Source organism: Azospirillum aestuarii, from assembly GCF_016632405.1.
Lineage (GTDB): Bacteria > Pseudomonadota > Alphaproteobacteria > Azospirillales > Azospirillaceae > Azospirillum > Azospirillum aestuarii.
In genome coordinates, this window is the sequence record NZ_JAEPIV010000008.1 from 175,895 (window position 1) to 198,253 (window position 22,359).

A 22,359-nucleotide genomic window follows, 5' to 3' on the forward strand; every position below is an offset into this window, starting at 1 on the left:
CCGCTTTCAATGACCGAGCGCGACCCGAGCATGCCCGACGAATTCCTGAGCCGGCTGGCCGCCGCCCTGACCATCGCGCACCACATTCCGGGCCGGGTGCGGCTGAAGCTCGACGGCGCCGCGGAGCGCAATCTGGCGGCGCTGGCGGACGACGCCAAGGCGCTGCACCGGGCGCTATCCGGGGCGGAGGGCATCCGTTCCGTCGCGCTGAACCCGCTCGCCCGGTCCTGCACCATCGAATACGACCCCACGGTGATCCCGCCCTCGGCGTGGCCGGATCTGCTGCGCGGGGAAGCCAGCGCGGCGGCCGGGACGCTGCTGCGCATCGCCACCGCCGGCTTTGCCGGCGGTGTGCCGGAAAGGAGACCATGATGCTGCCGCTTCTGACATTCGCGTCCGGTGTGATCGCCGGGGCCATCGGCGTCCGGATGGTGAAGAACGCCAAGGCCAAGGCCGATCCCAAGATCGCCGACCTCAGGGCCACCGACGTCAAGGCCGTCGATGTGAAGGCCGCCGCCCGCGAGGGTGCCGGCAAGGCCCGGACCGCGGTGCGCGAGGCCGCGGTCACCGGCCTGCTGGCCATCGAGCGGACCTCCGCCGGTCTGCGCTCCCGCCTCGTCACACCGGTGGATGAGGCGGTTGATGAGACGGTGGAAGACGTGGTTGCCGAACCCGTGGTGCCCGCCGAGGCGGAGCCGGCAAAGACCGATGCGGCGGAGCCGGCAAAGACCGAACCGACGCCGTCCGCCGCCTCGGGGGCCGCGTGAAGCGCGCGAAGCGGCGCGGCAAGGCGCGGGGCTCCGGCACGCTCGCCGCCGACTTCACGCGCGGCATGGTGGCGACCGGCCTGCTGACCGCCGTCCAGGACCGCTGGGTGACGGGCGCCGAGCCTCCCGCGCCGCGCACCATCCTGCGCCACGGTCTGCAGGGCGGTGCGGCGCTGGCCGCCGCCAGCCTTGCCGCCGACGCCCTGCGCAACCGCGACTACGCGCGCCTCGCCCTGGCGGTCGCCGCCGGGGCGGCGGGTGTGGTGATGATCGAACATCTGCTGAATCCGGCGGACGAGCTGCCGCAAGAATTGCCGAAGAACGAGGACCCCCATGGCTAAGAAGACCAAGAAGGCGTTGAAGAAGCTGAAGAAGCAGCAGCGCCAGTATGAAGCCGCCATGGCCGCCAACGGCGCCCCCATTGGAGGTCGCATGGGGGCCGGAATGGCGCGGGGGCAGGGGCTTCTCGGCGGGTTGAGCGGTCTTCTGCCGTCGCGCCGGTCCGAGCAGTTCCTGGTCGGGCTTCTGGTCGGGGCGGCGGCGGCCTATGTGCTGTCCGACGAGGAGCTGCGCGGCAAGATCGTGAAGTCCGGCCTGAAGCTGTACGGCAACCTCGCCGGCGGCCTCGCCGAAATGAAGGAGCAGATGGCCGACCTCCAGGCCGAGCTGGAGGCGGAACAGGCCGGAGCCTCATGAGCGGCCTGCCCTGGTTCCTGCGGCTGGAGCCGGTCCATCGGGTTCCGGGGCGCATCCGGCTGCGCTACGCCTGCCGTCCCGGCACCCCCGCTGACGAGGCGACCCTGCAGCGGGTGGTGGAGGCGGTCGCCGGGGTGACGTCGGTTCGGGTCAGCCGCGCCGCGCGGTCGCTGGCCCTACGCTACGATCCGGCGGTGACGGACGCCACGGCGCTGTGCCTCGCGCTGGCCGCCCTGCCGATTCCCGAAGCGGCCCCGCCCGCCCCGGCGGCGGAGGGCGGTGAGAATCACGGCGCCGCGCTGGCCCGCAGCCTCGCCACGCTGGTCGGCGGCTTCCTGCTGCCCATGCCGCTGCGCCTGCCGCTGTCGCTGGCCATCGCGATGCCGATGCTGCGGGAGGGCATGGCCATCTATGGGCGGGAGGGCGTCAACTCCCACGTGCTGGAAGCTGCGGCGGTGTCGATCTCCCTGGCGCGGCGGGATTTCACCGCGGCCAACACCACCGTCTTCATGCTGGCGCTCGGCGAGTATATGGAGGACTCCATCGCCCGCCGCTCGGACGCGCTGCTGAAACGGCTGTTGCGCCCGTCGAGCGATCAGGTGTGGCTGCTGCGTGACGGCATGGAAATCCAAGTGCCCGCCGACACCGTCATGGTCGGCGACAGCGTGGTGATCGGCGCCGGAACGGTGATCCCGGTGGACGGCACGGTGTTGAGCGGGGAGGCGACCGTCAACGAGGCCGCCATGACCGGCGAGAGCGCCCCGGTGGTCAAGCAGCGCGGCTCCGCCGTCCTGTCCGGCACGCTGATGGAGGAAGGGCGGCTCGTCGTCTACGCCGAGCATGTCGGCAGCCACACCGCCGCCGCCCGCATCGCCGATTACGTCGAACAGTCGCTGACCGCCAAGAGCGAGGCGCAGCTCGACGCGGCGCGGCTGGCCGACCGGCTGGTGCCCACGGTGCTGAAGCTGGCCGGCGGCTCCTTCCTGATGACCGGCGACTGGCGCAGCGCCGCGTCGGTGCTCCAGGCCGACTATTCCTGCGCGCTGAAGCTGGCGACCCCGGTGGCCTTCAAGTCGGCCATGTACGGGGCGGGCCAAGGGGGCATCCTGATCAAGGGCGCCAACGCGCTGGAACGGCTGGCCCAGGCCGACACGGTCATCTTCGACAAGACCGGCACGCTGACCACCGGCGATCTGCAGGTGACCGATTCCATCGCCTTCGACCCGACCTTCAGCCCCGACGACCTGATCTGCCTCGCCGCCTCGGTGGAGGAGCATTACTTCCACCCGCTGGCGATGGCCGTGGTCAACGCCGCCAAGGAGACCCACAACCGCCACTTCGACCATCAGGAGGTGAAGTTCATCGTCGCCCACGGGGTGGCCAGCGTCATCGACGGCAAGCGCATCGTCGTCGGTTCCCGCCATTTCATCGAGGACGACGAGGGCATCGACACGACGGCCCAACGGGAGGCCATCGACGCGCTGCACCGCGACGGCAAGACGCTGCTGTTCATCGGTTTCGGCGGGGTGCTGGTCGGCGTGCTGGCGCTGAAGGACAGCGTGCGGGCGGCCAGCGCGGCGACCATCGCGCGGCTCCGGCGGGCGGGGGTGACGCGGGTCCTGATGCTGACCGGCGACCACCGCGACCGCGCCGCCGAGCTGGCCGCGGAGCTGCGTCTCGACGGCTTCCACGCCGACCTGCTGCCCACCGACAAGGCCCGCATCATCGAGGACCTGAGCCGCGACGGCGCGCGCATCGCCTTCGTCGGCGACGGCATCAACGACGCCCCGGCGCTGGCCGGCGCCCATGTCGGCATCGCCATGCAGAAGGGGGCGGACATCGCCCGCCTGACCGCCGACGTGGCGCTTCTGGAGGACCGGATCGAGCGGGTGGCGGACGCCAAGGAGACGGCCAACGCCGCCATGGCGCTGATCGCCCGCAACTACCGCCTGACGGTGGGGCTGAATAGCGCCATCCTCGGCGCCGCCGCGCTGGGCCTGCTGTCCCCGGTGGGCACCGCCGTGCTGCACAACGGGACGACGATCGGGATTCTGTTGAACGCGCTGCGCCGGGCGCCGGCGGCGTCGGTGCCCCCTCCCCAACCCTCCCCCGCTTCGCGGGGGAGGGGGGCTTGAGCGAAGCGGCTGCAGTCCCCTCCACCTCGTAGAGGGGGAGGGTTAGGGAGGGGGCAGGACCTCAGCGCCCCAGCCCCTCCCACGCGGCGAAGGACTCCGCGCGCGGCGACAGGTACAGGCTGGGCACCCAGCCGTCCGGGATCGGGACGGTCGCCGCGTGGGTCCGGTTGTGGGCCAGCAGCTTCGGCAGGACGTGGGTGTGTGGACCCTCCGGGCTGCGGCCGTCGGGCGGCGGGATCGGCTGGCTGACCTCGATCCGCCCGAAGGGGCCGATGAAGACACGGTCGGGGCTGAGCGCCGGCAGGTCGGGCGGCAAGGGGTTGCCCGGCGCCAGAAGCTCCGTCCCGACCACCGCGCGCAGGCGGGCGATGGTGGCGGGGTCGGCGCTGCGCACGCAGACGTCGGTCTGGAAGACGCCCAGTCCAAGGTCGAACAGCAGGGCGCCGCGGTCCGCCTCGGCGATGGCCGCGTGGTCGGGACCCAGCTCGGTCACCACGCCGCGCCGGTTCATGGCGCCGACGTGGCAGGGCAGGCAGAGGGCCACGGCGAGGCTGCCGTTGCGCGTCCGGTAGGGCACCGGGCGGATGGCCGGGGTGGGGCGGAGACGCAACCCGCCGCGGGCGGTCCGCGCCTCCAGCTCCGGGCCGTCGCTGCGCAGGACGACGGGTTCGTCCGGGTCGCGGATGAACTCCGCGATGGCGCCGAACGCGCCGAGGCTCCAGCCGGTCGCCGGATCGTTCAGCGCGTCGCGCAGCAGGGAGGACAGGTCACTCATCGGGTGGTCTCCGTTACGGAATTCGGGGATGGCAGGGCGTGCCAGGGAAGCAGGAAGGGTTCGCCGCCGGCCTCGCCACGGTGGACGGCGATGCCGTAGGCGGCGCGCAGGGTGTCGTCGGTCAGCACTTGGTCGGGCGGCCCATCGGCCCGCACGCCGCCCTCCGACAGCAGGATCAGCCGGTCGCAGAAGCGGGCGGCCAGGGTCAGGTCGTGCAGCACCGCCACCACGCCGCTTCCCCGGCGGGCGGTGTCGCGCAGCAGCGCCATGCAGGCGAGCTGGTGGCCGGGGTCGAGGGCGGCGACCGGCTCGTCGGCCAGCAGGACGGGCGCCTCGGTCGCCAGGGCGCGGGCGAGCAGGACGCGCATCCGCTCGCCCCCCGACAGGGTGCCGACGATCCGCCCGCGCAGGTGCGCGGCGTCGGCGATGGACAGCGCCCGTTCCACCGCCGCGCGGTCCGCCGCGGTGATTCCGCCCAGCGGGCCGCGGTGGGGCAGGCGGCCGAGCATCACCAGCGCCTCGGCGCGCAGCGGCCAATGCACCGGGCCGCTCTGCGGCAGATAGGCGATGCCGCGGGCGAGCGCCCGCCGTCCGACCTGTGCAGCGGACCTTCCATCGTAGGTGACGCGGCCCGCCGCCGGCTCGGCGAGACCGGCGAGGAGACGCAGCAGGGTGGTCTTGCCGGCGCCGTTCGGACCGATCAGGCCGGTGAAGGCGCCGGGCCTGATGGCGAGATTGACGTCCGTCAGGATGGTCCGCCCGCCGGCGGTGGCGGACAGGCCGTGGGTTTCGATGCGCATCACGCCTCCTCCCGCCGCAGCCGGGCGATCAGGACGATCAGGAAGGGCGCCCCGATCAGGGCGGTGACCACGCCCAGCTTCAGTTCGGGCCGCGTCGGCAGCAGCCGGACCGCGATGTCCGCGGCCAGGGTCAGGCACGCCCCGGCCAGACCCGCCAGCAGCAGCAGCCGTCCGGGCCGCGCCCCGGCCAGCGGGCGCATCAGGTGCGGGGCCACCAGCCCGACGAAGCCCACGGCGCCGGTGACCGACACCGCGCTGCCCACCGCCAGCGCCGCCCCGGCGATCAGCCGGACGCGCAGCCCGGTGAGGTCGAAGCCCAGGCTGCGCGCCGCGTCTTCCCCCAGGGTCAGCGCGTCGAGCGCGCGGGCGCCGGACAGGCAGAGCGCCCAGCCCGCCAGCATCGGCGGCAGGACGAGCCAGAGCTGGTCGGTGCCGCGGTCGGCCAGCGATCCCATCAGCCAGAACACGATCTCCAGCGCCGCGTAGGGGTTGGGGGCGAGGTTGAGGGCCAGCGCGGTCAGCGACCCGGCGAGGCTGTTGATGGCGATGCCGCCGATGACCAGCGCCGTCGTTCCGGCCCCCCGCGCCGCCATCAGGTTCAGCAGAATTGCGGCGGTGGCGGCTCCGGCCATGCCGCCGAGCGGCAGGGCCAGCGACAGCGCGGCGGACAGGCCGCTGTAAAAGACGATCACCGCGCCCAGCGCCGCCGCGCTCGACACGCCGACCAGCCCCGGCTCGGCCAGCGGGTTGCGCAGCCAGCCCTGCATCGCCGCACCGGTCAGCCCCAGGCTGAAGCCGACCAGCAGGCCCAGCAGGGCGCGCGGCAGGCGCAGCTCGGCCAGCACCAGAGCGCCGAGGGTGGGGCGCCCGGCCAGCCAGTCGGACAGGGCGGCGCCCAGGTCGAACGGCACATAGCCGACCGCCGCCGACACCGCGCAGAGCGCCAGCGCCAGACCCGTCAGCCCGGCGACCAGGGCGGCGTAGGGGATGCGGGAGTCCCGGCTCATGGTGCGGCCTCCCGCGCGGCGGCCAGCCGTTCCGCGGCCTCGGCGATCTGCGGGCCGGGGCAGGTCCACAGGCGGGTTGGCAGCGACAGGGTGCGGACCTGATGTTTTAGAGCTTTCAGGGCAGGGTGATGCAGAAGGGCACCGGCCAGCGACGGCGGCGCGTCGGGTGCGGCGTCGACGATCAGCATGTCCGCCCCGCCCAGAATGACCGCCTCCAGCGGCAGGGCGCCCTGGCTGCCCAGCGGCAGGCGGTCGGCCAGATTTTCCAGCCCGGCGCGGGTCAGGAGTTCGTCCACCAGCGACCCGGACCCGGCGACGAAGCCGTTGGGCCGCAAGACCACCGCGGTCGGGCGCGGCCCCGGCGCGGCGGGGGGCGGGGCGTCGAGGCGGGAGAGCAGGTCGGCGACCAGCGCCTCCCCCCGTTCCGGCTCGCCGACGGCGCGGGCGAGGCCGCGGATCTGCTCCTTCACCCCGGCCACGCTCTGCGGGACGTCCAGCTCCAGCAGCGGCGCGTCCAGCCGCGTCAGCAGCCCGACCGCGACCCGCGTGGTGTAGCGCCCGGCGACGATCAGGTCGGGGTTGAGCGGCAGGATCTCCTCCGCCATCCCGTGGTTGACCGGCACCCGCGCCGCCAGATCCGCCACCGTGGAGGCGCGGGGATCGCGCGCCAGCCACGTCACCGCGGCGAGGCGCTCCGGCCCGACGAGCCGCAACAGCAGCTCGTCGGCGCACAGATTCAGGGAGACGATGCGCTGCGGCTTTGCGGGCGGCGCCTCCCACGCCGCCGCCGGCCCCCCCGCGATCAGCAGGAGGGCGGCGGCCAGCCCGAGACGGGTGGGCCTCACAGCGACAGCCGCAGCCCGAGATACCCGGCCCGGCCCGTCGCGCCGTAGGTCCAGACCTCCTGATACCGGCGATTGAACAGGTTCTCCACGCGTCCGAAGACCTCGATCCCCTCGGACAGCGCGTAGGACCCGGCCATGTTGACCAGCGTGTAGGGGGTGAGGCTCACGACCTGCCGGTTGTAGAAGGGATCGTAGGCCCAGTCGCTGGACCGCCCGTTGTAGACCACGCTGAGGTTGGCGTTCGCCCGGTCCTCCAGGAAGCGGTGGTTGACGGTCAGGCTGGCGATCTGCTTGGGCCGGCGCACCAGCTCCGCCCCCGCGGAATCCTCGCCGTCGGTCCAGGTGTAGGAGCCGCGGACGGTCAGCCGGTCCAGTGGCTCCACCGACAGCCCCATTTCGAAGCCGCGGATGCGGGATTCGCCCGGCATGTTGACGGAAGTCCGCCCGGTGCCGGTGATCAGGTCGCGGATGCGCTGGTCGAACCATGTGCCGTCCACGGAGGCCCGTGTGCCCCACAGCGACTGATCGAAGCCGGCGTCCCAGCCGCGCACCCGCTCCGGCTTCAGGTTCGGGTTGCCGGCGTAGGTGGCGGTGTAGCCGTACAGCTCGAACAGGGTGGGATTCTTGACGCCGGTGCCGTAGGAGGCGCGCAGCGTCGTCCCGCTGCCCTCGACGCGGTAGGCCGCGGTGGTGCGCCATGTGGTGGCGTCGCGGAACAGGTCGTTCCCGTCGTGGCGGACGCTGCCGGTCAGGGTCAGCCGGTCGAACAGGCCCAGCTTGTACTGGCCCACCAGCCCGGTGGAGCCGATGGAGCGGTCGAAGCTGGAGAAGGCGCTGCGGCTGATCGCCTTGTCCTCCTCACGCTCCACGGCGGCGGTCAGCACATGGTCGGCGGGACCGCTTTTCAGCGTCAGGTTGGTCTGGTAGTCGGCCTTGGTCTTGCGCCCGTCGTAACGGCTGGTCACCGTCTTGGCGGCGTCGCGGTAGTCGCGCTGCTGGCGGCCATGGGTCAGGCCGACGATGTGCTCCCACTTCCCGTCGAGAAGGGCGATCTTGCCCTGGAGCCGTCCGAAATACTGCTCCCCGGCGGTGCTGGTCCCGTCATCGACGGCGCCGCGCCCGCCGACGAAGCCGTCGGTGTCGGCGCGGAAGCGGGTGTAGCGGCCGGTCACGGTGATCTCGCTGCGCTCGGTCGGGCGGACGGCGGCGTTTCCGGTCAGCGTGCCGTTGCGGTAGCCGTCCTTCTCCGGGTTGCCGAGCCGCTTGTCGGCGACCGACACGCCGTCGCTGGTGACGCCCTGGCCGCTGAGGAACAGGTCGTAGCGGTCGGTCCCCGTTCCGAAGGAGGCCCGCCCGGCGGCGGTGCCGAAGGACCCGCCCTCGACGGCGGCGCCGATCCGGGGGACGCCGGCGCCGCGGCGGGTCACGATGTTGACGACGCCGCCGACCGCGTCGGAGCCGTAGAGCGCGCTCTGCGGGCCGCGCAGCACCTCGACGCGCTCCACGTCGCCGGCCAGCAGGTTGGCGAAATCGTATTCGGAGCCGGACGCCGGGTCGTTCACCTCGATCCCGTCGATCAGGACGAGCGTCTGGTTGCCCTCCGACCCGCGGATGCGGAGCTGGGTCAGGGTGCCCATCGGGCCGGTGCGGTTGACGGCGACGCCGGGCACCGCGCGCAGTGCGTCGGACAGCAGGTGGGTCTGGCGCTGCTCCAGTTCCTGACGGGTGATGACGGTCAGGGCGCTGCCGGTTTCCCCGGCGGCGGTGGGGACGCGGTTGGCGGTCACCGAGACCGGCGGAAGCATCGTGATGGTGGTGGAATCGGCGAAGGCCGATAGGGGAAGGGCAAGGCTTCCCAGAACGGCGGCGAAGGACGCCGTCCGGTGAAGGCGGGGAACGCGGACACTCATTGAGACCTCGGGCGGGACGCCGGTGGCACGTCACCGCGAACGAAGTCCCACCAGGGTTTCCGCGAACGGACTCCCGGTTCGACGACCTTCGGTGCACCCCGCCCGAACGTGTTCGCGTGTGACCACGACTGACGGCAGGTCTCCTGGCTCACGGGTTATCGTCGGCCCATCGCCTTCCCAGGATCGCGATCCCAGTGGCATTCCGATGGACGACTCGCCGCTTACAGTTGCGGGGGCAGCCCCGGCGTTGGACCTTCGCGCGGCGTTTCGCCGCGGGGTCCGCACCGTGTTCCCATTTTCAGCCCTTTCGGGCAACCGTCGGATGCGAAGCTACGCGGGCGGAACGGCTCCGGTCAAGCCGCATTCCGCCGATACGCCGATCACGGGTCGCGAAGGCCATGCCCCCCTCTTGTCGCCGGGCCGGGGCCTGACTACATGACGGTCGAGGTCCGGGCCCCTCTGGCAGCGTCGCCCGGCGCTGTGATGTCGGACTTCCCATTGAGCCGTCGCCTTGGCGCGGCCTTGCGGAAGCTGGCCCTGTTCTTCCCCCTGGGTCCCGCTCCCCCACAAGGTCCACCGCCGGACGACGGCACCCGACGGGCCTTTGGGAGACATCGACATGGACCGCACCGAACCAACATCCTGACCGACCGCCACGTCTCCACGGCGAACGATGGAGACGGGTGACCTGACGCGCCGCGGCCGAGCCGTTGCGCGCGCTTTCTCATTGGCCGCAGACCTTGCGGTCACGATTCCAGTCCGGGCCCCTCTGGCCGATGCGTCCCGCCGTGGCGCATCGGTGATGTCGGACTGCTCATGTGACGATCGAAGTCTCCGCTTGCGGGAGCGGAGTGCATGAAGCAAGGGACAGTTCCATGGACCAGATCGTTTTAATGTGGGCCGGCTTCGCCGTCTTCGTTGGCGTGCTTTTGGCCTTTGATCTTGGTGTATTTTCCAAGAAATCCCATGTGATCTCCGGCCGCGAGGCGCTGATGCGCTGCGCGGCCTATTCCACGCTGGCGATGATTTTCGCGGCCGGCGTCTTTCATTTTCAGGGCTCCGAGAAGGGACTGGAGTTCCTGACCGGCTACCTGATCGAATACAGCCTGAGCGTCGACAACATCTTCGTCATCGCGCTGATCTTCACGCATTTCGCGGTGCCGCCGCAATACCAGCACCGGGTGCTGTTCTGGGGCATCCTGGGCGCGCTGGTGATGCGCGGCGTGCTGATCGTGGCGGGCACGGCGCTGATCCAGGAATTCCACTGGATCATCTACATCTTCGGCGCCTTCCTGATCTTCAGCGGCATCAAGATGCTGATGTCGGTGGACGACGAGCCGGACATGGAGAACAACCGGATCGTCAAGTTCGTCCGCTCCCGCTTCCGCATGACCGACGGCTACGAGGGGCAGAAGTTCTTCGTGATGCGCGACGGCGTGCGGATGATGACGCCGCTGTTCCTCGTGCTGATCCTGATCGAATTCACCGATCTGGTCTTCGCCGTGGACTCCATCCCGGCGGTCTTCTCGGTGACCACCGATCCGTTCATCGTCTGGACCTCCAACGTCTTCGCGATCCTCGGCCTGCGCGCCCTCTACTTCGCGCTGGCCTCGGTCATCCACCGCTTCCATTACCTGAAGTACGGCCTGTCGCTGGTTCTGGTGGTGGTCGGCGCCAAGATGATGATGGTGGACATCTACAAGATGCCGACGGCGGTGGCGCTGGGCATCACGGCCTTCCTGGTCGGCGGTTCCATCGTCTTCTCGATGCTGAAGACCCGCGCCGAATCGACGCCGGGCGCGGCGGACGCCGAGGCCCGCCGCTGGTGGGTGCCCGGCAGCCCGGCCAAGGGGGCCGGTGGTTCCACGCCGGCCTCCTCCAGCGAGGCGGCCGCGGTGTCCTCGGACGGCAAGGGCCAGTAAGACGCCCGATCCAAGGGCGGACGGGAAGAGGCGGGGCGTCCGGTCCGGTGGATCGGGCGCCCCGCGCGTTTCCGGGTGACGGCATCCGTAAAAGTAGTAATGCCGGTTTCGCTGCGACGATGATGTGGATGCGCGGGGCGGATCGCGCCCCGTTTGGCGCTTGATGCCACTCCTTTCCAACTCAAGGAAGAGACATCCATGTTCACCGGCACGCAGTTTACCGGCACGCAACCGGCCTCCATCGCCCTGTCCGCTCTCCCCGTTCCGTCGGGACCCCTGTCCGGCCTGCTCCAGGCCGCCCGCGATGACCTCGTCGGCTTGGCGGCCGCCCGCGGGGTCGCGCTTTCCGTCGTGTTCGACATGCCGGCGCTGGTGCGCGTCAACGAGGCGGCGGTGGCCGCGGGCTCCTGGGAACCGATGCTTCCGGCGGCCCATCCGGCCTGCCGCTCCCTGACGCCGGCCAACGCCTTCTGGATCTGCGGGACGGCCCCCTCCGGCGATGTGGTCACCGCCCAGGCCGGGCTGCTCTACGATTGCACGATGCAGTCCATCGGTGAGCGCTTCACCGCCATGACGGTGTTCTACGACGAGCCCGCCGTGCAGGCTCCGGACGGCGAATGGTGCACCTGCACGTCCGACACCGCCAACAGCACCCGCGGTCGGGTGGTGTGGACGAACGCGGGATGGACGCGCCCCGATTTCCAGGGCCGCGGGCTGTTCCCGATTTGCCAGCGGGTGAACAAGCTGGCCGCGTGGCTGCTGTGGTCGCCGACCTGGTTCATCTCGGTCGTCGATCCCGACATCGTCCCGGTCTGGGCGGAGCGGAAGATGGGGCCGCGCCACATCGACGACGAGCCGGGCATCACTTACAATCAGGTCGGCCTGAAGACCTTGCCGATGCACCTTGTGCGGTTCAGCCGTGCGCAGTTCCTGGGCGATTTGGCGCAACTCGCCGCGGACCTCGCCCAGGCGGCCTGACGGAGAGGTCCGTCCGCCTCAGGAATCGATCAGCGCCAGCAGGGCCTGACGGCGATGGCCCAGCGACCAGCCGAACAGGAGGTGCCGGTAATGGACGGGCGGCCGGGGAAGTCCGGTGATCACCAGGTGATTGTACACCGGCTCCCCGCCCTCCACCGCCTCCCGGTACTGCGCGTCGATGGCCTGCGCGTAGGCGCTGTGGACGTCCTCGAGATGGGGCTTGCCGATGTTCTGGTCGGCCCAGCGGTCGCCGAAGACCCGGCGGGTCGGCTCCCCGATGTAACGGAAGCGCAGCGGCCCGCCGTCCCGCGACGTCAGGATGACGCAGCGCGGCAGCAGACCCGCGCTTTTCAGGTCGTCGTGCAGGCCCGGACCGAAAATGGGATTCCGCTTCCACACGGCGACCATGTCCTGGTGCCAGTCCAGCGCCGAGCGGAAGGGCTGACGGTGGATGTCGACATGGGTCTCCGACGGTTGGGGCGGCGGGTCGCCGCGGCGGCCGCGCAGGATGCTCACCAGACCGCGGGCAAGCGGCCAGGACCTGCGCTCCCTGCCGGTGCGATCCTTTATCAAGGAAGCGGTCAGTGACGGCGTGATGGGCAAGGCGTCCGTCACTCCCCGACCCCTTTCCTCGGCGACAGAAATTCCGACGCCATCGCCTGATAGATCCGCCGCGCCGCGTCCAGGGCCACACTCCCCGCCTTGGCCCCGGCGGCGAGCATCCGCTCGGTCGGCTTGCTCGGCAGGGCCTTCGGCATCGCCGCCTCGAAGGCGTCGGCCGCGCTGTCGAAGCGTGCGACGGCCTCCTGCAGCGCCATGCGCTCCAGGGCCGCCACGGCTTCGTCCAGAAGGGGGGCCAGTGTGTCGGGGCCGTTCCCCTGGTCCGCCATCGCGCTGCGGCACGCCCGCAATTTGGCGAGAACCCCATCCAAGCCCTGCGCGGGGGGCGCCGCCATGGCGCCCGGCACCGGAGGGTGGTCCGCGGCCGGACCGATTCCCACATGATCGGCGGCGGATTGAAGCCGGTCGAGGAACAACGCCACGCCTTCCCCAAGGGCCAGGGCCTTCGAGTCCTCGACGATCCCCTCCTGGCAGAGGGCGTGGGCAAGGCGCGCCTCGCGCGCCGTCGTCAAGGGCAGTTGCCGGATCATCAGGCTCGACAATTCACGGATGCCGCCGTTCAGCAGCTCGAAGGCGTAGGGGCCGCTGGGCGGATTGGCGACGATGTCGGACATCTGTTCCGCGGCTCGGGTGAACAGCGTGTCACGCCGATCGAACGCGGCGTTCAGATCGAGAGCGGCATCCGGCTTGCGGCCGATGCTCGGTCGTCCAGAGCGCATCCTGCCTGCCTTTCCGTGTTCCTGAAGACGGAAGCCCGCCGATTCCGGTCCGTCGGCCGGAAGGCGCGCTTCAAGGGATGGGCGCGCCAGTATTTCACAATGAGGGGTTGTCAACAAGCCGTGCGATCAATTGTTCGAGACGGGTGCGTTGGCGGAATGCGCATCAAAGCTGCGGTCGGGATCTTCACCGCCGACGGGTCCTGAACCGTTCGCCGTTATGACGACGCCCTCCCCCTTGAACGGTGCGCCTTCATCGCCATCTACCATCCATCTGGATGGTGGAAGGATGGTAAGGGGATGTCGGAAAACGCCCGCGAAACGAAGCTGAAGGTCGGAGACAGCGAGAAGATCACGATCAACCTCGGCTATGTCGACCTCGGCCACATCGATCTGCTGGTGCAGGAGGGGTTCTATGCGAACCGCACGGACCTCATCCGCACCGCCATCCGCAACCAGATCGACCGCCATGGCGACGCCTTGCGGCAGGCGGTGACGCGCAAACGCGTCGATCTCGGCCTGCGCCACTACAGCCGCGGCGATCTGGAGGCGGCACGGGATGCCGGAGAGATGCTCGACATCCGTGTCCTCGGGCTGGCCACGATCGCCCAGGACGTCACCCCGGACCTCGCCCGCGCCACCATCGCCTCAATCGCCGTGCTGGGGGCGCTGCACGCCAGCAGCGCCGTCAAGGCGGCTCTTGCGGACCGCATGCGCTGAAGGCGCAAGGCCGCATTCCCGAAAGATGACGGGCGGGGCTTTCCCGCATGCCCCCGTCCGAGCACAGAAAGCTCCCGACATGACCGACCGCGTTCCCGCCGGAATGGCCGAGGCTTTGCGCCTCACCCGGGCCGGCGACCTCACCGGGGCAACCGCCCTCATTCAACGCCTGCTGCGGGGGACGTCCGACGCGCCTCCCGGTGCCGGTCCGACCGTCATCGACGTCGAGCCGCTTCGGGTGGACACCCCACCGGACGGTCCGGACGCGCCGCCGCGCCGCGCCGCGGCCTTCAAGCCCACCGGCGCCTTCGCCGGCCGGCTCCATCCCGGACCGCGGGCCGGCCTTGGCGAGACCCTGCGCGGCCTCGCCGCCCGCGCCATGCCGGCGGGCCTCGACCTTGGGATGGGCGGCGTCGCCCGTCCGGCCGCCGATCCACTGCCGGACGGCGCCTCCTTCACCGCGGCGTCCTACGGCAACGCGGCCGGGACACGCTCCTACAGACTTTATGTCCCGGCCAACCGCCGCGACGGCCAGCCGCTTCCCCTGGTGGTGATGCTGCATGGCTGCACCCAGTCGCCGGACGACTTCGCCGCGGGCACCCGGATGAACCGGCTGGCGGAGGAGCACGGCTGCCTGATCGTCTACCCGGAGCAGCCGTCCTCGGCCAACGCCCAGAGGTGCTGGAACTGGTTCAACCCCGTCGACCAGCGGCGCGGCGACGGCGAGCCCTCGCTGATCGCGGGAATCACCAGACAGGTCATGAGCGACCATGCCGTCGACGCCGACCGCGTGTTCGCCGCCGGGCTCTCGGCCGGGGGGGCCGCGGCGGTCATCATGGGAGCGGCCTATCCCGACCTTTATGCCGCCATCGGGGTGCATTCCGGTCTTCCCCAAGGCGTCGCCCACGACATCCCCTCCGCATTCGCGGCCATGCGTCAGGGTGGTGGAGCGGTGGGGCGGCCGTTCGCTCAACCTGTGCCGACCATCGTCTTTCACGGCGACCGCGACGGCACGGTGCATCCGCGCAACGGTGACGACGTCATCGCGCAATCCAAGGCGAGCGCGGCGGGGCTGCGGACGACGGTGGAGCATGGCCGGGTGCCGGATGGGCACGGCTACACCCGCAGCCTCCACATGGACGCCTCCGGTCATGCGCTGTGCGAGCAGTGGACGATCCAGGGTGCCGGGCACGCTTGGGCGGGGGGCAGCCCAGCCGGTTCCTACACCGATCCGCGTGGTCCGGACGCCTCAAGGGAGATGCTGCGCTTCTTCCTCGATAACCCGCGACGCCGGTCGTCCGCGTCATAACCACCGCCGAGAAGGACGTCTCGCATCTGCGAGACGTCCATGGATTGCGGATCAGTTCAGCGCGGCTTCGCGGCAAGAAGCTCCTTCCATCGCCAAGGCCGCGCTTCCGCCTCGCCGCGAAGGGAAGCTTAAGCTTGGGCCCTGGTTGCCTGTCTATTCATGTTTAGACTTTCACGATAATGTGGAAACACTTCGTTCAGACTGTGGAAGGCGCAATTTTGCCACGGGAATCACCTGCGTTAACATATTTTTTACCAAGATTCTTATTTTCTCGTTAAGCACGGCACCTCAACCTCTGGGCTAAGACCATTGTCTAGAGTTCTATGAGGTCCGAGATGGCTGCCGAAACTACCGAACTGATGGACGTCACCTTCACGGTGAACGCCTGGGGCGCTTCCGCCGGCGGAAAGTGGCCACATTTCGTGCTGCGGCTGGATGGGGTGGAGATCGGAGAAGCGACCGTCGCGTCGGCGTCGCTGGGCCGCTACAGCTTCACCGCCCGCGTTCCGGCCGATCAGGCGCACAAACTTCAGCTTCAGTACGACAACGACGGCTCCGTGAACGGGGAGGACCGCAACCTCTTCGTCAAGTCGTTCGAGGTGAACGGGAAACCGATCCTCAGCATCGACCCGCTGGTGACCTACGACACCGGTGACATTGACGGCAAGAACGTCATCGCCGGGCAGACCGAAATGTACTGGCGCGGCGCGCTGAACGTCGATCTGCCCAAGACCATGTTCGCCAGCGCGCAGGAACCCGAACCCGAAGCGCCGGCCACCATGACGACCGAGATCGTCGTGAAGGCCTGGGGCGCCGCCGCCAACGGCACGCCGCCGCATTTCAAGCTGCTGGTGGACGACAAGGTGGTCGGCGACGCCTGGGTCGGCGCGACCAGCGCGACCGGCTACACCTTCAAGGTCGATGTGGACCCCAACGAGGCCCACAAGATCCAGATCCATTACGACAACGACGCCACCGTCAACGGCCAGGACCGCAATCTGTTCGTCCAGGGCATCACCATCGACGGGCAGGAGATCAAAGCGACCTCCCCGATGGCGTCCTACGACAAGGGGCCGGTGGACGGCAAGTTCGTGGTCGCGGGCCAGGAAGGGCTGTTCTGGGGCGGTGCCCTGACCTTCGGCGTGCCGGAGGAGTATTTCGGCGGCCCCTACGTCCCGCCGCCGCCGCCGCCGCCGCCGGTCACGCTGACGCCGACGGACATCGTCGTCACCGCCTGGGGCCAGTCGGCCGGCGGGGTGGCGCCGCACTTCAAGCTGCTGGTCGACGGCAAGGTGGTCGGCGAGGGCCGCGCCACGTCCAGCGACCCGCAGCCCTTCAGCTTCACGGTCGATCTGGACGCCAAGGAAGCCCACAAGATCCAGGTCCACTACGACAACGATTCCATGGTGAACGGGCAGGACCGCAACCTGTTCGTCAAGTCGGTGTCGATCAACGGCCACACCGTCGCGGCGACCGACAGCATCGTCACCTATGACAAGGGGGCGGTGGATGGAAAGGACGTGGTGAAGGGGCAGGAAGGGCTGTTCTGGGGTGGTGCGTTGAACGTGGACGCCCCGGCGTCGCTGTTCCAGCCCTCGGCCGAACCGCCCCCGGCGGCGCCGTCCGGCCCGGCCTTCTACGTCGCGGCCAACGGCAAGGACAGCTGGTCGGGCAAGCTGTCGGCGCCGAACGCCGACGGCACCGACGGTCCCTTCGCCTCGCTGGAACGCGCCCGCGACGCCATGCGGGACAGCGACGTCGACACGACCTATGTGCGCGAGGGCATCTACCGCCTGACCAAAACGCTGGAGCTGACCGGTGCCGACAACGGCCACAGCTTCCGCAACTATCCCGGCGAGACTCCCGTGCTGAACGGGGCGGAGAAGGTCACCAACTTCGTCAGCGAGGGCAAGGGGATTTATTCCGCGAAGCTGTCGCAGGCCACCGACCTCGACCTGACCATCGGCGGGGTGCGCCAGACGCTGGCCAGCAAGGGCATCGTCCACGCCGACAACCCCACCACCACCGGCTGGTACTTCGCCGACGCGGCAAACGGCGGCCCCAGCGGCTGGTCGGTGCGCTACCACACCGGCGACATGTCGTCGGGCGACATCATCCCCGGCATGAAGATCCAGTTGATGGACGCCGAGCGGCTGTCCGACACGCTGACCGAGATCGCCGGCGTCAACGACGCCACCCGCACCATCACGCTGAAGAACGGCACCTCGCTGCCCTTCGCCGAGGGGACGACCTACAAGCTGCTGAACAACCCGTCCTTCGTCGATCAGGCGGGCGAGTTCGCGTGGCGCGCGTCGGACAAGTCGCTGGTGTTCAAGCCGGAAAACCCGGCCACTCTGGCGCAGGACGGCGTCGAGGTGGCGCGGCTGGGCACGCTGATCCGCCTGAACGGCAGCAGCGACGTGACCATCGAAGGGCTGGGCTTCACCAACACCACCACCTGGGGCTACGCGGTGGAGTTGAAGGGGGCGTCGGGCAACAGCATCGGCAACAACAGCTTCCTCAACGTCGGCACGGCGATCAAGCTGACCGCGGCCTCCTCCAACAATCTGGTGGGCGGCAACACGCTGGAGCATCTGGCCGTCAACGGCATCGAGCTGGACGGGCGCAGCAACGGCAACACCGTCTACGCCAACGACATCTCCCACGTCGGCGAGGTGCGCAAGGGGGTCGCCGGCATCATCGGCACCGGGGTCGACAACAACCTGATCGCCCACAACGACGTGGACTCCAGCGCGCGCTACGGCATCTCGCTGAAGAACTGGGACTCCAGCAACATCAACCGCAACAACGTCATCGAGTACAACCGCGTCACCAATTCCAACCTGGAGACGGCGGACGGCGGCGGCATCGAGGTGCTGGGCCGGTCCAGCGTCGACACCGGCACGATCATCCGCGGCAACTGGGTGGAGAGCGTGGGCGGGCTGGCGACCAGCAACACCGACCAGTGGCTGACCAACCACAAGGGCTTCGGCATCTATCTGGACGACATGGCCGGCGGCGTCACGGTGACCGGCAACTTCCTGAAGGACACCGGGCTGGCCGGGGTGCACATCCACGGCGGCGACAACAACCTCGTCACCAACAACTTCTCGATCATCGCCAGCAACGCCGAGGAGTTCATCCGCGTCGGCTGGGCGCCCAAGCACGGCGATCCCGGCCTGCCGCGCAACAACACCATCACCGGCAACCTCATCAGCGGGACGCTGCCGCTGGACGACTACATGGAGCTGCTGACCGCCGGGAACCCGCTGATCGACCGCAACCTCGTCCACAACGTGCCGCGCTACGGCGACAACGACGTGACGGGCAAGCCGCTGTTCAACAACCCCTATTGGGGCGACTACTCGCTGCAGGCGGACTCCCCGGCGCTGGCCATGGGCATCCATGACCTGGATTGGGCAATGATCGGCCAGAGCGGCCACACGGCGTCGGACGGCATGCCGCATTTCTGGGACGCCTGATCCCAGGCCCGGACGGGGCGAAAGCGGGATCAAAAGCGGGCGGAGGCTTGTTCTTCCGGGATATGTCCCGGGGAAGGAGGCTCCGCCCGTGCTCCCGCGTCCACACGCCTTGCGGCGGTCCGCCGCCGTCCTTCTGCTCGCCGTGGCCGGGGGGCTGGCGGGGTGCGCCGATCCCCGGGCCGACGTCGCGTTGGCCGCCCAGAGCGCGCTGGTCGGCATGCCCAAGGGAACGCTGCTCTCCTGTGCCGGGGTGCCGCACCGGCAGGCGGCCAGCGGCGCCCTGGAGTTCTTCACCTACCAGGCGGGCTCCATCGACTACTACGCCCCACCGCCGCCGCCGGTGGGATACGGATGGGGGTATCCGTGGGGTTATCCCGGCTGGCGTCATCGCGGGCTCGACTACGACCCGTGGGACTATTACCCTCCGCGCGCTGGCGACGTGGTGGACAACCGGTGCGAAGCGACCTTCACCTTGAGGAACGGGGCCGTCGAGCGGCTGGTCTACCGGGCGTCGTCGCTGGGCGCCTGCGCCGCGGTCGTGCAGAACTGCATGGCGCTCGTGCCGCAGACCATCCCGCCAAGGCCCACCCCGTCCGGCTAAAGCCGGCAGAGGCATCCACCGTGACACCATTGACGAAAACGCTGGCGATGAAGACGCCGACGATGAAAGCACCGTTCCGCTCGGCTCTGCTGGCCCTGTGCGCGTTCGCCTTGCTGGCGGGCCAGCCCGTCGCGGCGCAGGACGCGCAGAGCGAGACGAAGCCGAAGTTCGGGCCGGACGCCGTGCCAATGACCCAGGACCGCGAGCATCTGCGCAAGTCCGGGGCACCGGACTTCTGGGCGATGATGCCCTATTACACGGCCCAGCAGACGGGCAGCGCCTGTTCGGTCGCCAGTGTGGCGATGATGATCAACGCGCTGCGCGGCCTGCCGCCGCTCTCGTCCAACCGCCTGGTCACCCAGACGCGGGTGCTGAACGAGGTCGACGACGACGGCTGGAAGGCGGCCACCGCGGAGAACGGCGACGGCGTCTCCTTCGCCGATTTCGCCGGGCTGGTCCAGAAATCGGTGGACGCCTTCGGCCTGGACGCCACGGTGGAGGTCTTCCGTCCCAAGGACACGTCGCCCGAAACGCTGGGCGAACTGCGACGCATCCTGGACGAGAACGAACGCGACGACAGCGACATCATTCTGCTGGCCTACGACCAGGGCACGCTGACCGGCGACGCCACGGTGGGGCATATCGCGCCGCTCGGCGCCTACGACGCCGAAACCCACCGGGTGCTGGTCATGGACGTGGACCGGCTGTGGTACGTGCCCTACTGGTCGAGCGACGAGAAGCTGCTGGAGGCGATGGTGAAGCCCGACCGCTCCGATCCCACCGGCAGCGGCCTGATCCATGTGCGGCTGAAGGGGCGGACGGCGGGATAACAGCGTTGGCTCATGTTGCGGCGCAGCGCGACCGGTTGTCGCATTCCACGCCCATGGATCAACCGCGACCCGGCTAATAATTAACTGGCGTTCGGTTAAACAGGGGCAGTTTCGGCCGAATCTTTCGTCATTTCGCAGTCTAAGAAATTTAATTTCGCTTTTTGCTGCCATGCACCCAAGGTATTGCTGCGATGCGCAATGCCTGGGCTTCACGAAAAGCGATGAACATCATGTCCGACGAGATTTACGAGCGGGTGCTGTCCAACCCGAAGTTCGCCGCGATGACGGCGAGCCGCGCACGCTTCAGCTGGCGGCTGGCGCTGATCGTCCTGGCGGTCTACTACGCCTTCGTGTTCGCTTCGGCGCTGGCGCCCGAACTGATGGCGCGCCCGCTGGCCGAGGGCATGACCTTTCCGGTCGGTCTGGCCGCCGGCATCGTCATCACCGTCTTCTGCTCGCTGATGACCGGCGTCTACGTGCTGCGCGCCAACAGCCGCTACGACGCGATGAACCGCGACCTGCTGAACGAGGTGGGCCGATGAGCGCCGCGCGTCTTCTCGCTTCCGCCTCCGCCGCGCTGTTGCCGGTGCTGGCGGCCGGGTCCGCTTTCGCCGCCGCCATCGATGGGGCGGTGGAGCGCCAGCCGGTCAATGTGACGGCCATCGCCATGTTCCTGCTGTTCGTCGCGGGCACGCTGGGCATCACCTATTGGGCATCCAAGCGCACCCGCTCGGCGTCGGACTTCTACACCGCGGGCGGCGGCATCAGCGGCTTCCAGAACGGGCTGGCCATCGCGGGCGACTACATGTCGGCGGCGGCCTTTCTCGGCCTGTCGGGCATGGTCTTCGCCAAGGGCTTCGACGGGGTGATCTACACCATCGGCTTCCTGGTCGGCTGGCCGCTGATGCTGTTCCTGATCGCCGAACGGCTGCGCAACCTGGGCCGCTTCACCTTCGCCGACGTGGCGTCCTACCGGCTGGGCCAGACGCCGATCCGCTCGCTGGCGGCGGTCGGATCGCTGACCGTGGTCTGTTTCTACCTGATCGCGCAGATGGTCGGGGCGGGCAAGCTGATCCAGCTCCTGTTCGGCCTGGACTACACCTACGCCGTCGTGATGGTCGGCGTGCTGATGATCCTGTACGTCACCTTCGGCGGCATGCTGGCGACCACCTGGGTGCAGATCATCAAGGCGGTGATGCTGCTCGGCGGCTGCACCGTGCTGGTCGGGCTGGCGCTGGCGCAGTTCGGCTTCAACCCGGAACGGTTGCTCCAGCAGGCCGTCGCCGCCCATGCCGCGAACGCCGCCATCCTGCGCCCCAGCGTCGCCATGACCGATCCGATCGCCGCGGTGTCGCTCAGCCTCGCGCTGATGTGCGGTCCGGCGGGGCTGCCGCACATCCTGATGCGCTTCTTCACGGTTCCGGACGCCAAGGAGGCGCGCAAGTCGGTCGTCTACGCCACCGGCTTCATCGGCTATTTCTTCATCCTGACGGTGACCATCGGCTTCCTCGCCATCGTGATCGTCGGCACCAACCCGGCCTATCTGGACGCGGCGGGCAAGATCCTGGGCGGCGGCAACATGGCGGCCATCCACCTGTCCAAGGCCATCGGCGGCAACATCTTCCTGGGCTTCATTTCGGCGGTCGCCTTCGCCACCATCCTGGCGGTGGTCGCCGGCCTGACGCTGGCCGGCGCGTCGGCGGTCAGCCACGACCTCTACGCCCGCGTCATCAAGAAGGGCAACGCCACCGAGGCGTCGGAGATGCGCGTGTCACGCCTCGCCACGCTGGCGCTGGGCGTCATCGCGATCACGCTGGGCCTGCTGTTCGAGAACCAGAACATCGCCTTCATGGTCGGTCTGGCCTTCGGTCTGGCGGCGTCGGTCAACTTCCCGGTGCTGATCCTGTCGATCTTCTGGAAGGGCCTGACCACGCGCGGCGCCTTCATCGGCGGCTTCGCCGGTCTGGTGAGCTGCGTCGCCTTCGTGGTGCTGGGGCCGACCGTGTGGGTCAGCGTCTTCAAGTTCCCGGCGCCGATCTTCCCCTACGAGCATCCGGCGCTGTTCTCGATGGTGATCGCCTTCGCGTCGACCTGGGTCTTCTCGGTCACCGACCGCAGCGCGCGGGCGGCGGCGGAGGCGAAGGCCTACGAGTACCAGTACATCCGGTCGGAAACGGGGCTGGGGGCGGCCGGCGCGGCCTCGCATTGACCTTGTGAACAATGCGGCCCCTCTCCTTCGCCAAGA

General features: G+C 69.4%; 21 protein-coding genes and 1 riboswitch. Of the genes, 14 read left to right on the forward strand and 7 right to left on the reverse strand.

Features of this window, described 5'->3' with window-relative positions:
• Positions 1-30: 30 nt before the first annotated feature.
• Genes JJL56_RS16635 through JJL56_RS16655 form a run of 5 tightly spaced genes read left to right on the forward strand, consistent with a single transcriptional unit; the run spans position 31 to position 3,598 of the window.
• Complete coding sequence (locus JJL56_RS16635; protein WP_145628936.1) at positions 31-372, forward strand: cation transporter; 342 nt, start codon at positions 31-33, stop codon at positions 370-372.
• Positions 369-767, forward strand: coding sequence for a hypothetical protein (locus JJL56_RS16640; protein ID WP_200485673.1), 399 nt, complete (start codon positions 369-371; stop codon positions 765-767). Before JJL56_RS16635 ends, JJL56_RS16640 begins: the two co-directional genes overlap by 4 nt.
• Positions 764-1,108, forward strand: coding sequence for a hypothetical protein (locus tag JJL56_RS16645; protein ID WP_145628934.1), 345 nt, complete (start codon positions 764-766; stop codon positions 1,106-1,108). Before JJL56_RS16640 ends, JJL56_RS16645 begins: the two co-directional genes overlap by 4 nt.
• A complete protein-coding gene (locus JJL56_RS16650) occupies positions 1,101-1,463 on the forward strand; it encodes a YtxH domain-containing protein (RefSeq protein ID WP_200485674.1) in 363 nt (120 codons plus the stop codon). The genes JJL56_RS16645 and JJL56_RS16650 overlap by 8 nt, the downstream gene beginning before the upstream one ends.
• On the forward strand, positions 1,460-3,598 hold the full coding sequence (locus JJL56_RS16655) for a heavy metal translocating P-type ATPase (RefSeq protein ID WP_200485675.1): 2,139 nt from the start codon (positions 1,460-1,462) through the stop codon (positions 3,596-3,598). The genes JJL56_RS16650 and JJL56_RS16655 overlap by 4 nt, the downstream gene beginning before the upstream one ends.
• 61 nt (positions 3,599-3,659) lie before the next feature.
• Here the strand turns inward: JJL56_RS16655 and JJL56_RS16660 are convergent, their stop codons facing one another.
• From JJL56_RS16660 to JJL56_RS16680, 5 genes are read right to left on the reverse strand one after another with little or no spacing between them, the layout of a single operon-like run.
• Entirely contained in the window at positions 3,660-4,373 is a 714-nt protein-coding gene (locus JJL56_RS16660; RefSeq protein ID WP_200485676.1) for a DUF6925 family protein, read from the reverse strand.
• Positions 4,370-5,173, reverse strand: a complete 804-nt coding sequence (locus tag JJL56_RS16665; RefSeq protein ID WP_211111887.1) for an ABC transporter ATP-binding protein — start codon at positions 5,171-5,173, stop codon at positions 4,370-4,372. Before JJL56_RS16665 ends, JJL56_RS16660 begins: the two co-directional genes overlap by 4 nt.
• Positions 5,173-6,180, reverse strand: coding sequence for a FecCD family ABC transporter permease (locus JJL56_RS16670; protein WP_200485678.1), 1,008 nt, complete (start codon positions 6,178-6,180; stop codon positions 5,173-5,175). Before JJL56_RS16670 ends, JJL56_RS16665 begins: the two co-directional genes overlap by 1 nt.
• Positions 6,177-7,025, reverse strand: coding sequence for an ABC transporter substrate-binding protein (locus JJL56_RS16675; protein WP_200485679.1), 849 nt, complete (start codon positions 7,023-7,025; stop codon positions 6,177-6,179). Before JJL56_RS16675 ends, JJL56_RS16670 begins: the two co-directional genes overlap by 4 nt.
• Entirely contained in the window at positions 7,022-8,935 is a 1,914-nt protein-coding gene (locus tag JJL56_RS16680) for a TonB-dependent receptor plug domain-containing protein (RefSeq protein WP_200485680.1), read from the reverse strand. Before JJL56_RS16680 ends, JJL56_RS16675 begins: the two co-directional genes overlap by 4 nt.
• A 116-nt stretch (positions 8,936-9,051) precedes the next feature.
• A riboswitch (cobalamin riboswitch) is annotated at positions 9,052-9,270 on the reverse strand.
• 540 nt (positions 9,271-9,810) lie between these two features.
• Here JJL56_RS16680 and JJL56_RS16685 point away from each other — a divergent pair.
• A complete protein-coding gene (locus JJL56_RS16685; RefSeq protein WP_200485681.1) occupies positions 9,811-10,857 on the forward strand; it encodes a TerC family protein in 1,047 nt (348 codons plus the stop codon).
• A 198-nt stretch (positions 10,858-11,055) separates the two neighbouring features.
• Positions 11,056-11,835 (forward strand): hypothetical protein, encoded by a 780-nt coding sequence (locus JJL56_RS16690; RefSeq protein WP_200485682.1) that lies wholly within the window; start codon positions 11,056-11,058, stop codon positions 11,833-11,835.
• 18 nt (positions 11,836-11,853) lie between these two features.
• Here the strand turns inward: JJL56_RS16690 and JJL56_RS16695 are convergent, their stop codons facing one another.
• Both JJL56_RS16695 and JJL56_RS16700 read right to left on the reverse strand, forming a co-directional pair.
• Positions 11,854-12,351: a hypothetical protein gene (locus JJL56_RS16695; RefSeq protein ID WP_345772592.1), complete on the reverse strand. Its 498-nt coding sequence runs from the start codon at positions 12,349-12,351 to the stop codon at positions 11,854-11,856.
• 95 nt (positions 12,352-12,446) lie between these two features.
• Entirely contained in the window at positions 12,447-13,175 is a 729-nt protein-coding gene (locus tag JJL56_RS16700) for a hypothetical protein (protein ID WP_200485684.1), read from the reverse strand.
• A gap of 297 nt (positions 13,176-13,472) precedes the next feature.
• Between JJL56_RS16700 and JJL56_RS16705 the strand changes: the two genes are divergently transcribed.
• The 7 genes from JJL56_RS16705 to JJL56_RS16735 all read left to right on the forward strand — a co-directional run bounded on the left by JJL56_RS16705 (position 13,473) and on the right by JJL56_RS16735 (position 22,323).
• Complete coding sequence (locus JJL56_RS16705) at positions 13,473-13,892, forward strand: CopG family transcriptional regulator (RefSeq protein WP_145628911.1); 420 nt, start codon at positions 13,473-13,475, stop codon at positions 13,890-13,892.
• A 79-nt stretch (positions 13,893-13,971) separates the two neighbouring features.
• Positions 13,972-15,201 carry an extracellular catalytic domain type 1 short-chain-length polyhydroxyalkanoate depolymerase gene (locus JJL56_RS16710; RefSeq protein WP_145628909.1) on the forward strand — a complete coding sequence of 410 codons (1,230 nt, stop codon included), beginning with the start codon at positions 13,972-13,974 and terminating at the stop codon, positions 15,199-15,201.
• A 335-nt stretch (positions 15,202-15,536) separates the two neighbouring features.
• Positions 15,537-18,683, forward strand: a complete 3,147-nt coding sequence (locus JJL56_RS16715) for a carbohydrate-binding domain-containing protein (RefSeq protein ID WP_200485685.1) — start codon at positions 15,537-15,539, stop codon at positions 18,681-18,683.
• 88 nt (positions 18,684-18,771) lie between these two features.
• Positions 18,772-19,284 carry a hypothetical protein gene (locus JJL56_RS16720; RefSeq protein ID WP_145628905.1) on the forward strand — a complete coding sequence of 171 codons (513 nt, stop codon included), beginning with the start codon at positions 18,772-18,774 and terminating at the stop codon, positions 19,282-19,284.
• A 62-nt stretch (positions 19,285-19,346) separates the two neighbouring features.
• The gene (locus tag JJL56_RS16725; protein WP_145628903.1) at positions 19,347-20,114 is read left to right on the forward strand and encodes a phytochelatin synthase family protein; all 768 of its coding nucleotides are present in this window, start codon (positions 19,347-19,349) and stop codon (positions 20,112-20,114) included.
• A gap of 230 nt (positions 20,115-20,344) precedes the next feature.
• Complete coding sequence (locus JJL56_RS16730; RefSeq protein WP_109071062.1) at positions 20,345-20,656, forward strand: DUF485 domain-containing protein; 312 nt, start codon at positions 20,345-20,347, stop codon at positions 20,654-20,656.
• A complete protein-coding gene (locus JJL56_RS16735) occupies positions 20,653-22,323 on the forward strand; it encodes a cation acetate symporter (RefSeq protein ID WP_145628901.1) in 1,671 nt (556 codons plus the stop codon). The genes JJL56_RS16730 and JJL56_RS16735 overlap by 4 nt, the downstream gene beginning before the upstream one ends.
• Positions 22,324-22,359 lie beyond the last annotated feature (36 nt).

What these genes read in the sequence shown, in the direction of transcription:
- JJL56_RS16655 (WP_200485675.1), top strand. Translation starts at nt 1,460, where the DNA reads ATGAGCGGCCTGCCCTGGTTCCTGCGGCTGGAGCCGGTCCATCGGGTT.
- JJL56_RS16725 (WP_145628903.1), top strand. Translation starts at nt 19,347, where the DNA reads ATGAAAGCACCGTTCCGCTCGGCTCTGCTGGCCCTGTGCGCGTTCGCC.
- JJL56_RS16710 (WP_145628909.1), top strand. Translation starts at nt 13,972, where the DNA reads ATGACCGACCGCGTTCCCGCCGGAATGGCCGAGGCTTTGCGCCTCACC.
- JJL56_RS16665 (WP_211111887.1), bottom strand. Translation starts at nt 5,173, where the DNA reads ATGCGCATCGAAACCCACGGCCTGTCCGCCACCGCCGGCGGGCGGACC.
- JJL56_RS16715 (WP_200485685.1), top strand. Translation starts at nt 15,537, where the DNA reads ATGGCTGCCGAAACTACCGAACTGATGGACGTCACCTTCACGGTGAAC.
- JJL56_RS16705 (WP_145628911.1), top strand. Translation starts at nt 13,473, where the DNA reads ATGTCGGAAAACGCCCGCGAAACGAAGCTGAAGGTCGGAGACAGCGAG.
- JJL56_RS16650 (WP_200485674.1), top strand. Translation starts at nt 1,101, where the DNA reads ATGGCTAAGAAGACCAAGAAGGCGTTGAAGAAGCTGAAGAAGCAGCAG.
- JJL56_RS16680 (WP_200485680.1), bottom strand. Translation starts at nt 8,935, where the DNA reads ATGAGTGTCCGCGTTCCCCGCCTTCACCGGACGGCGTCCTTCGCCGCC.
- JJL56_RS16640 (WP_200485673.1), top strand. Translation starts at nt 369, where the DNA reads ATGATGCTGCCGCTTCTGACATTCGCGTCCGGTGTGATCGCCGGGGCC.
- JJL56_RS16635 (WP_145628936.1), top strand. Translation starts at nt 31, where the DNA reads ATGCCCGACGAATTCCTGAGCCGGCTGGCCGCCGCCCTGACCATCGCG.
- JJL56_RS16735 (WP_145628901.1), top strand. Translation starts at nt 20,653, where the DNA reads ATGAGCGCCGCGCGTCTTCTCGCTTCCGCCTCCGCCGCGCTGTTGCCG.
- JJL56_RS16690 (WP_200485682.1), top strand. Translation starts at nt 11,056, where the DNA reads ATGTTCACCGGCACGCAGTTTACCGGCACGCAACCGGCCTCCATCGCC.
- JJL56_RS16730 (WP_109071062.1), top strand. Translation starts at nt 20,345, where the DNA reads ATGTCCGACGAGATTTACGAGCGGGTGCTGTCCAACCCGAAGTTCGCC.
- JJL56_RS16685 (WP_200485681.1), top strand. Translation starts at nt 9,811, where the DNA reads ATGGACCAGATCGTTTTAATGTGGGCCGGCTTCGCCGTCTTCGTTGGC.
- JJL56_RS16670 (WP_200485678.1), bottom strand. Translation starts at nt 6,180, where the DNA reads ATGAGCCGGGACTCCCGCATCCCCTACGCCGCCCTGGTCGCCGGGCTG.
- JJL56_RS16660 (WP_200485676.1), bottom strand. Translation starts at nt 4,373, where the DNA reads ATGAGTGACCTGTCCTCCCTGCTGCGCGACGCGCTGAACGATCCGGCG.
- JJL56_RS16700 (WP_200485684.1), bottom strand. Translation starts at nt 13,175, where the DNA reads ATGCGCTCTGGACGACCGAGCATCGGCCGCAAGCCGGATGCCGCTCTC.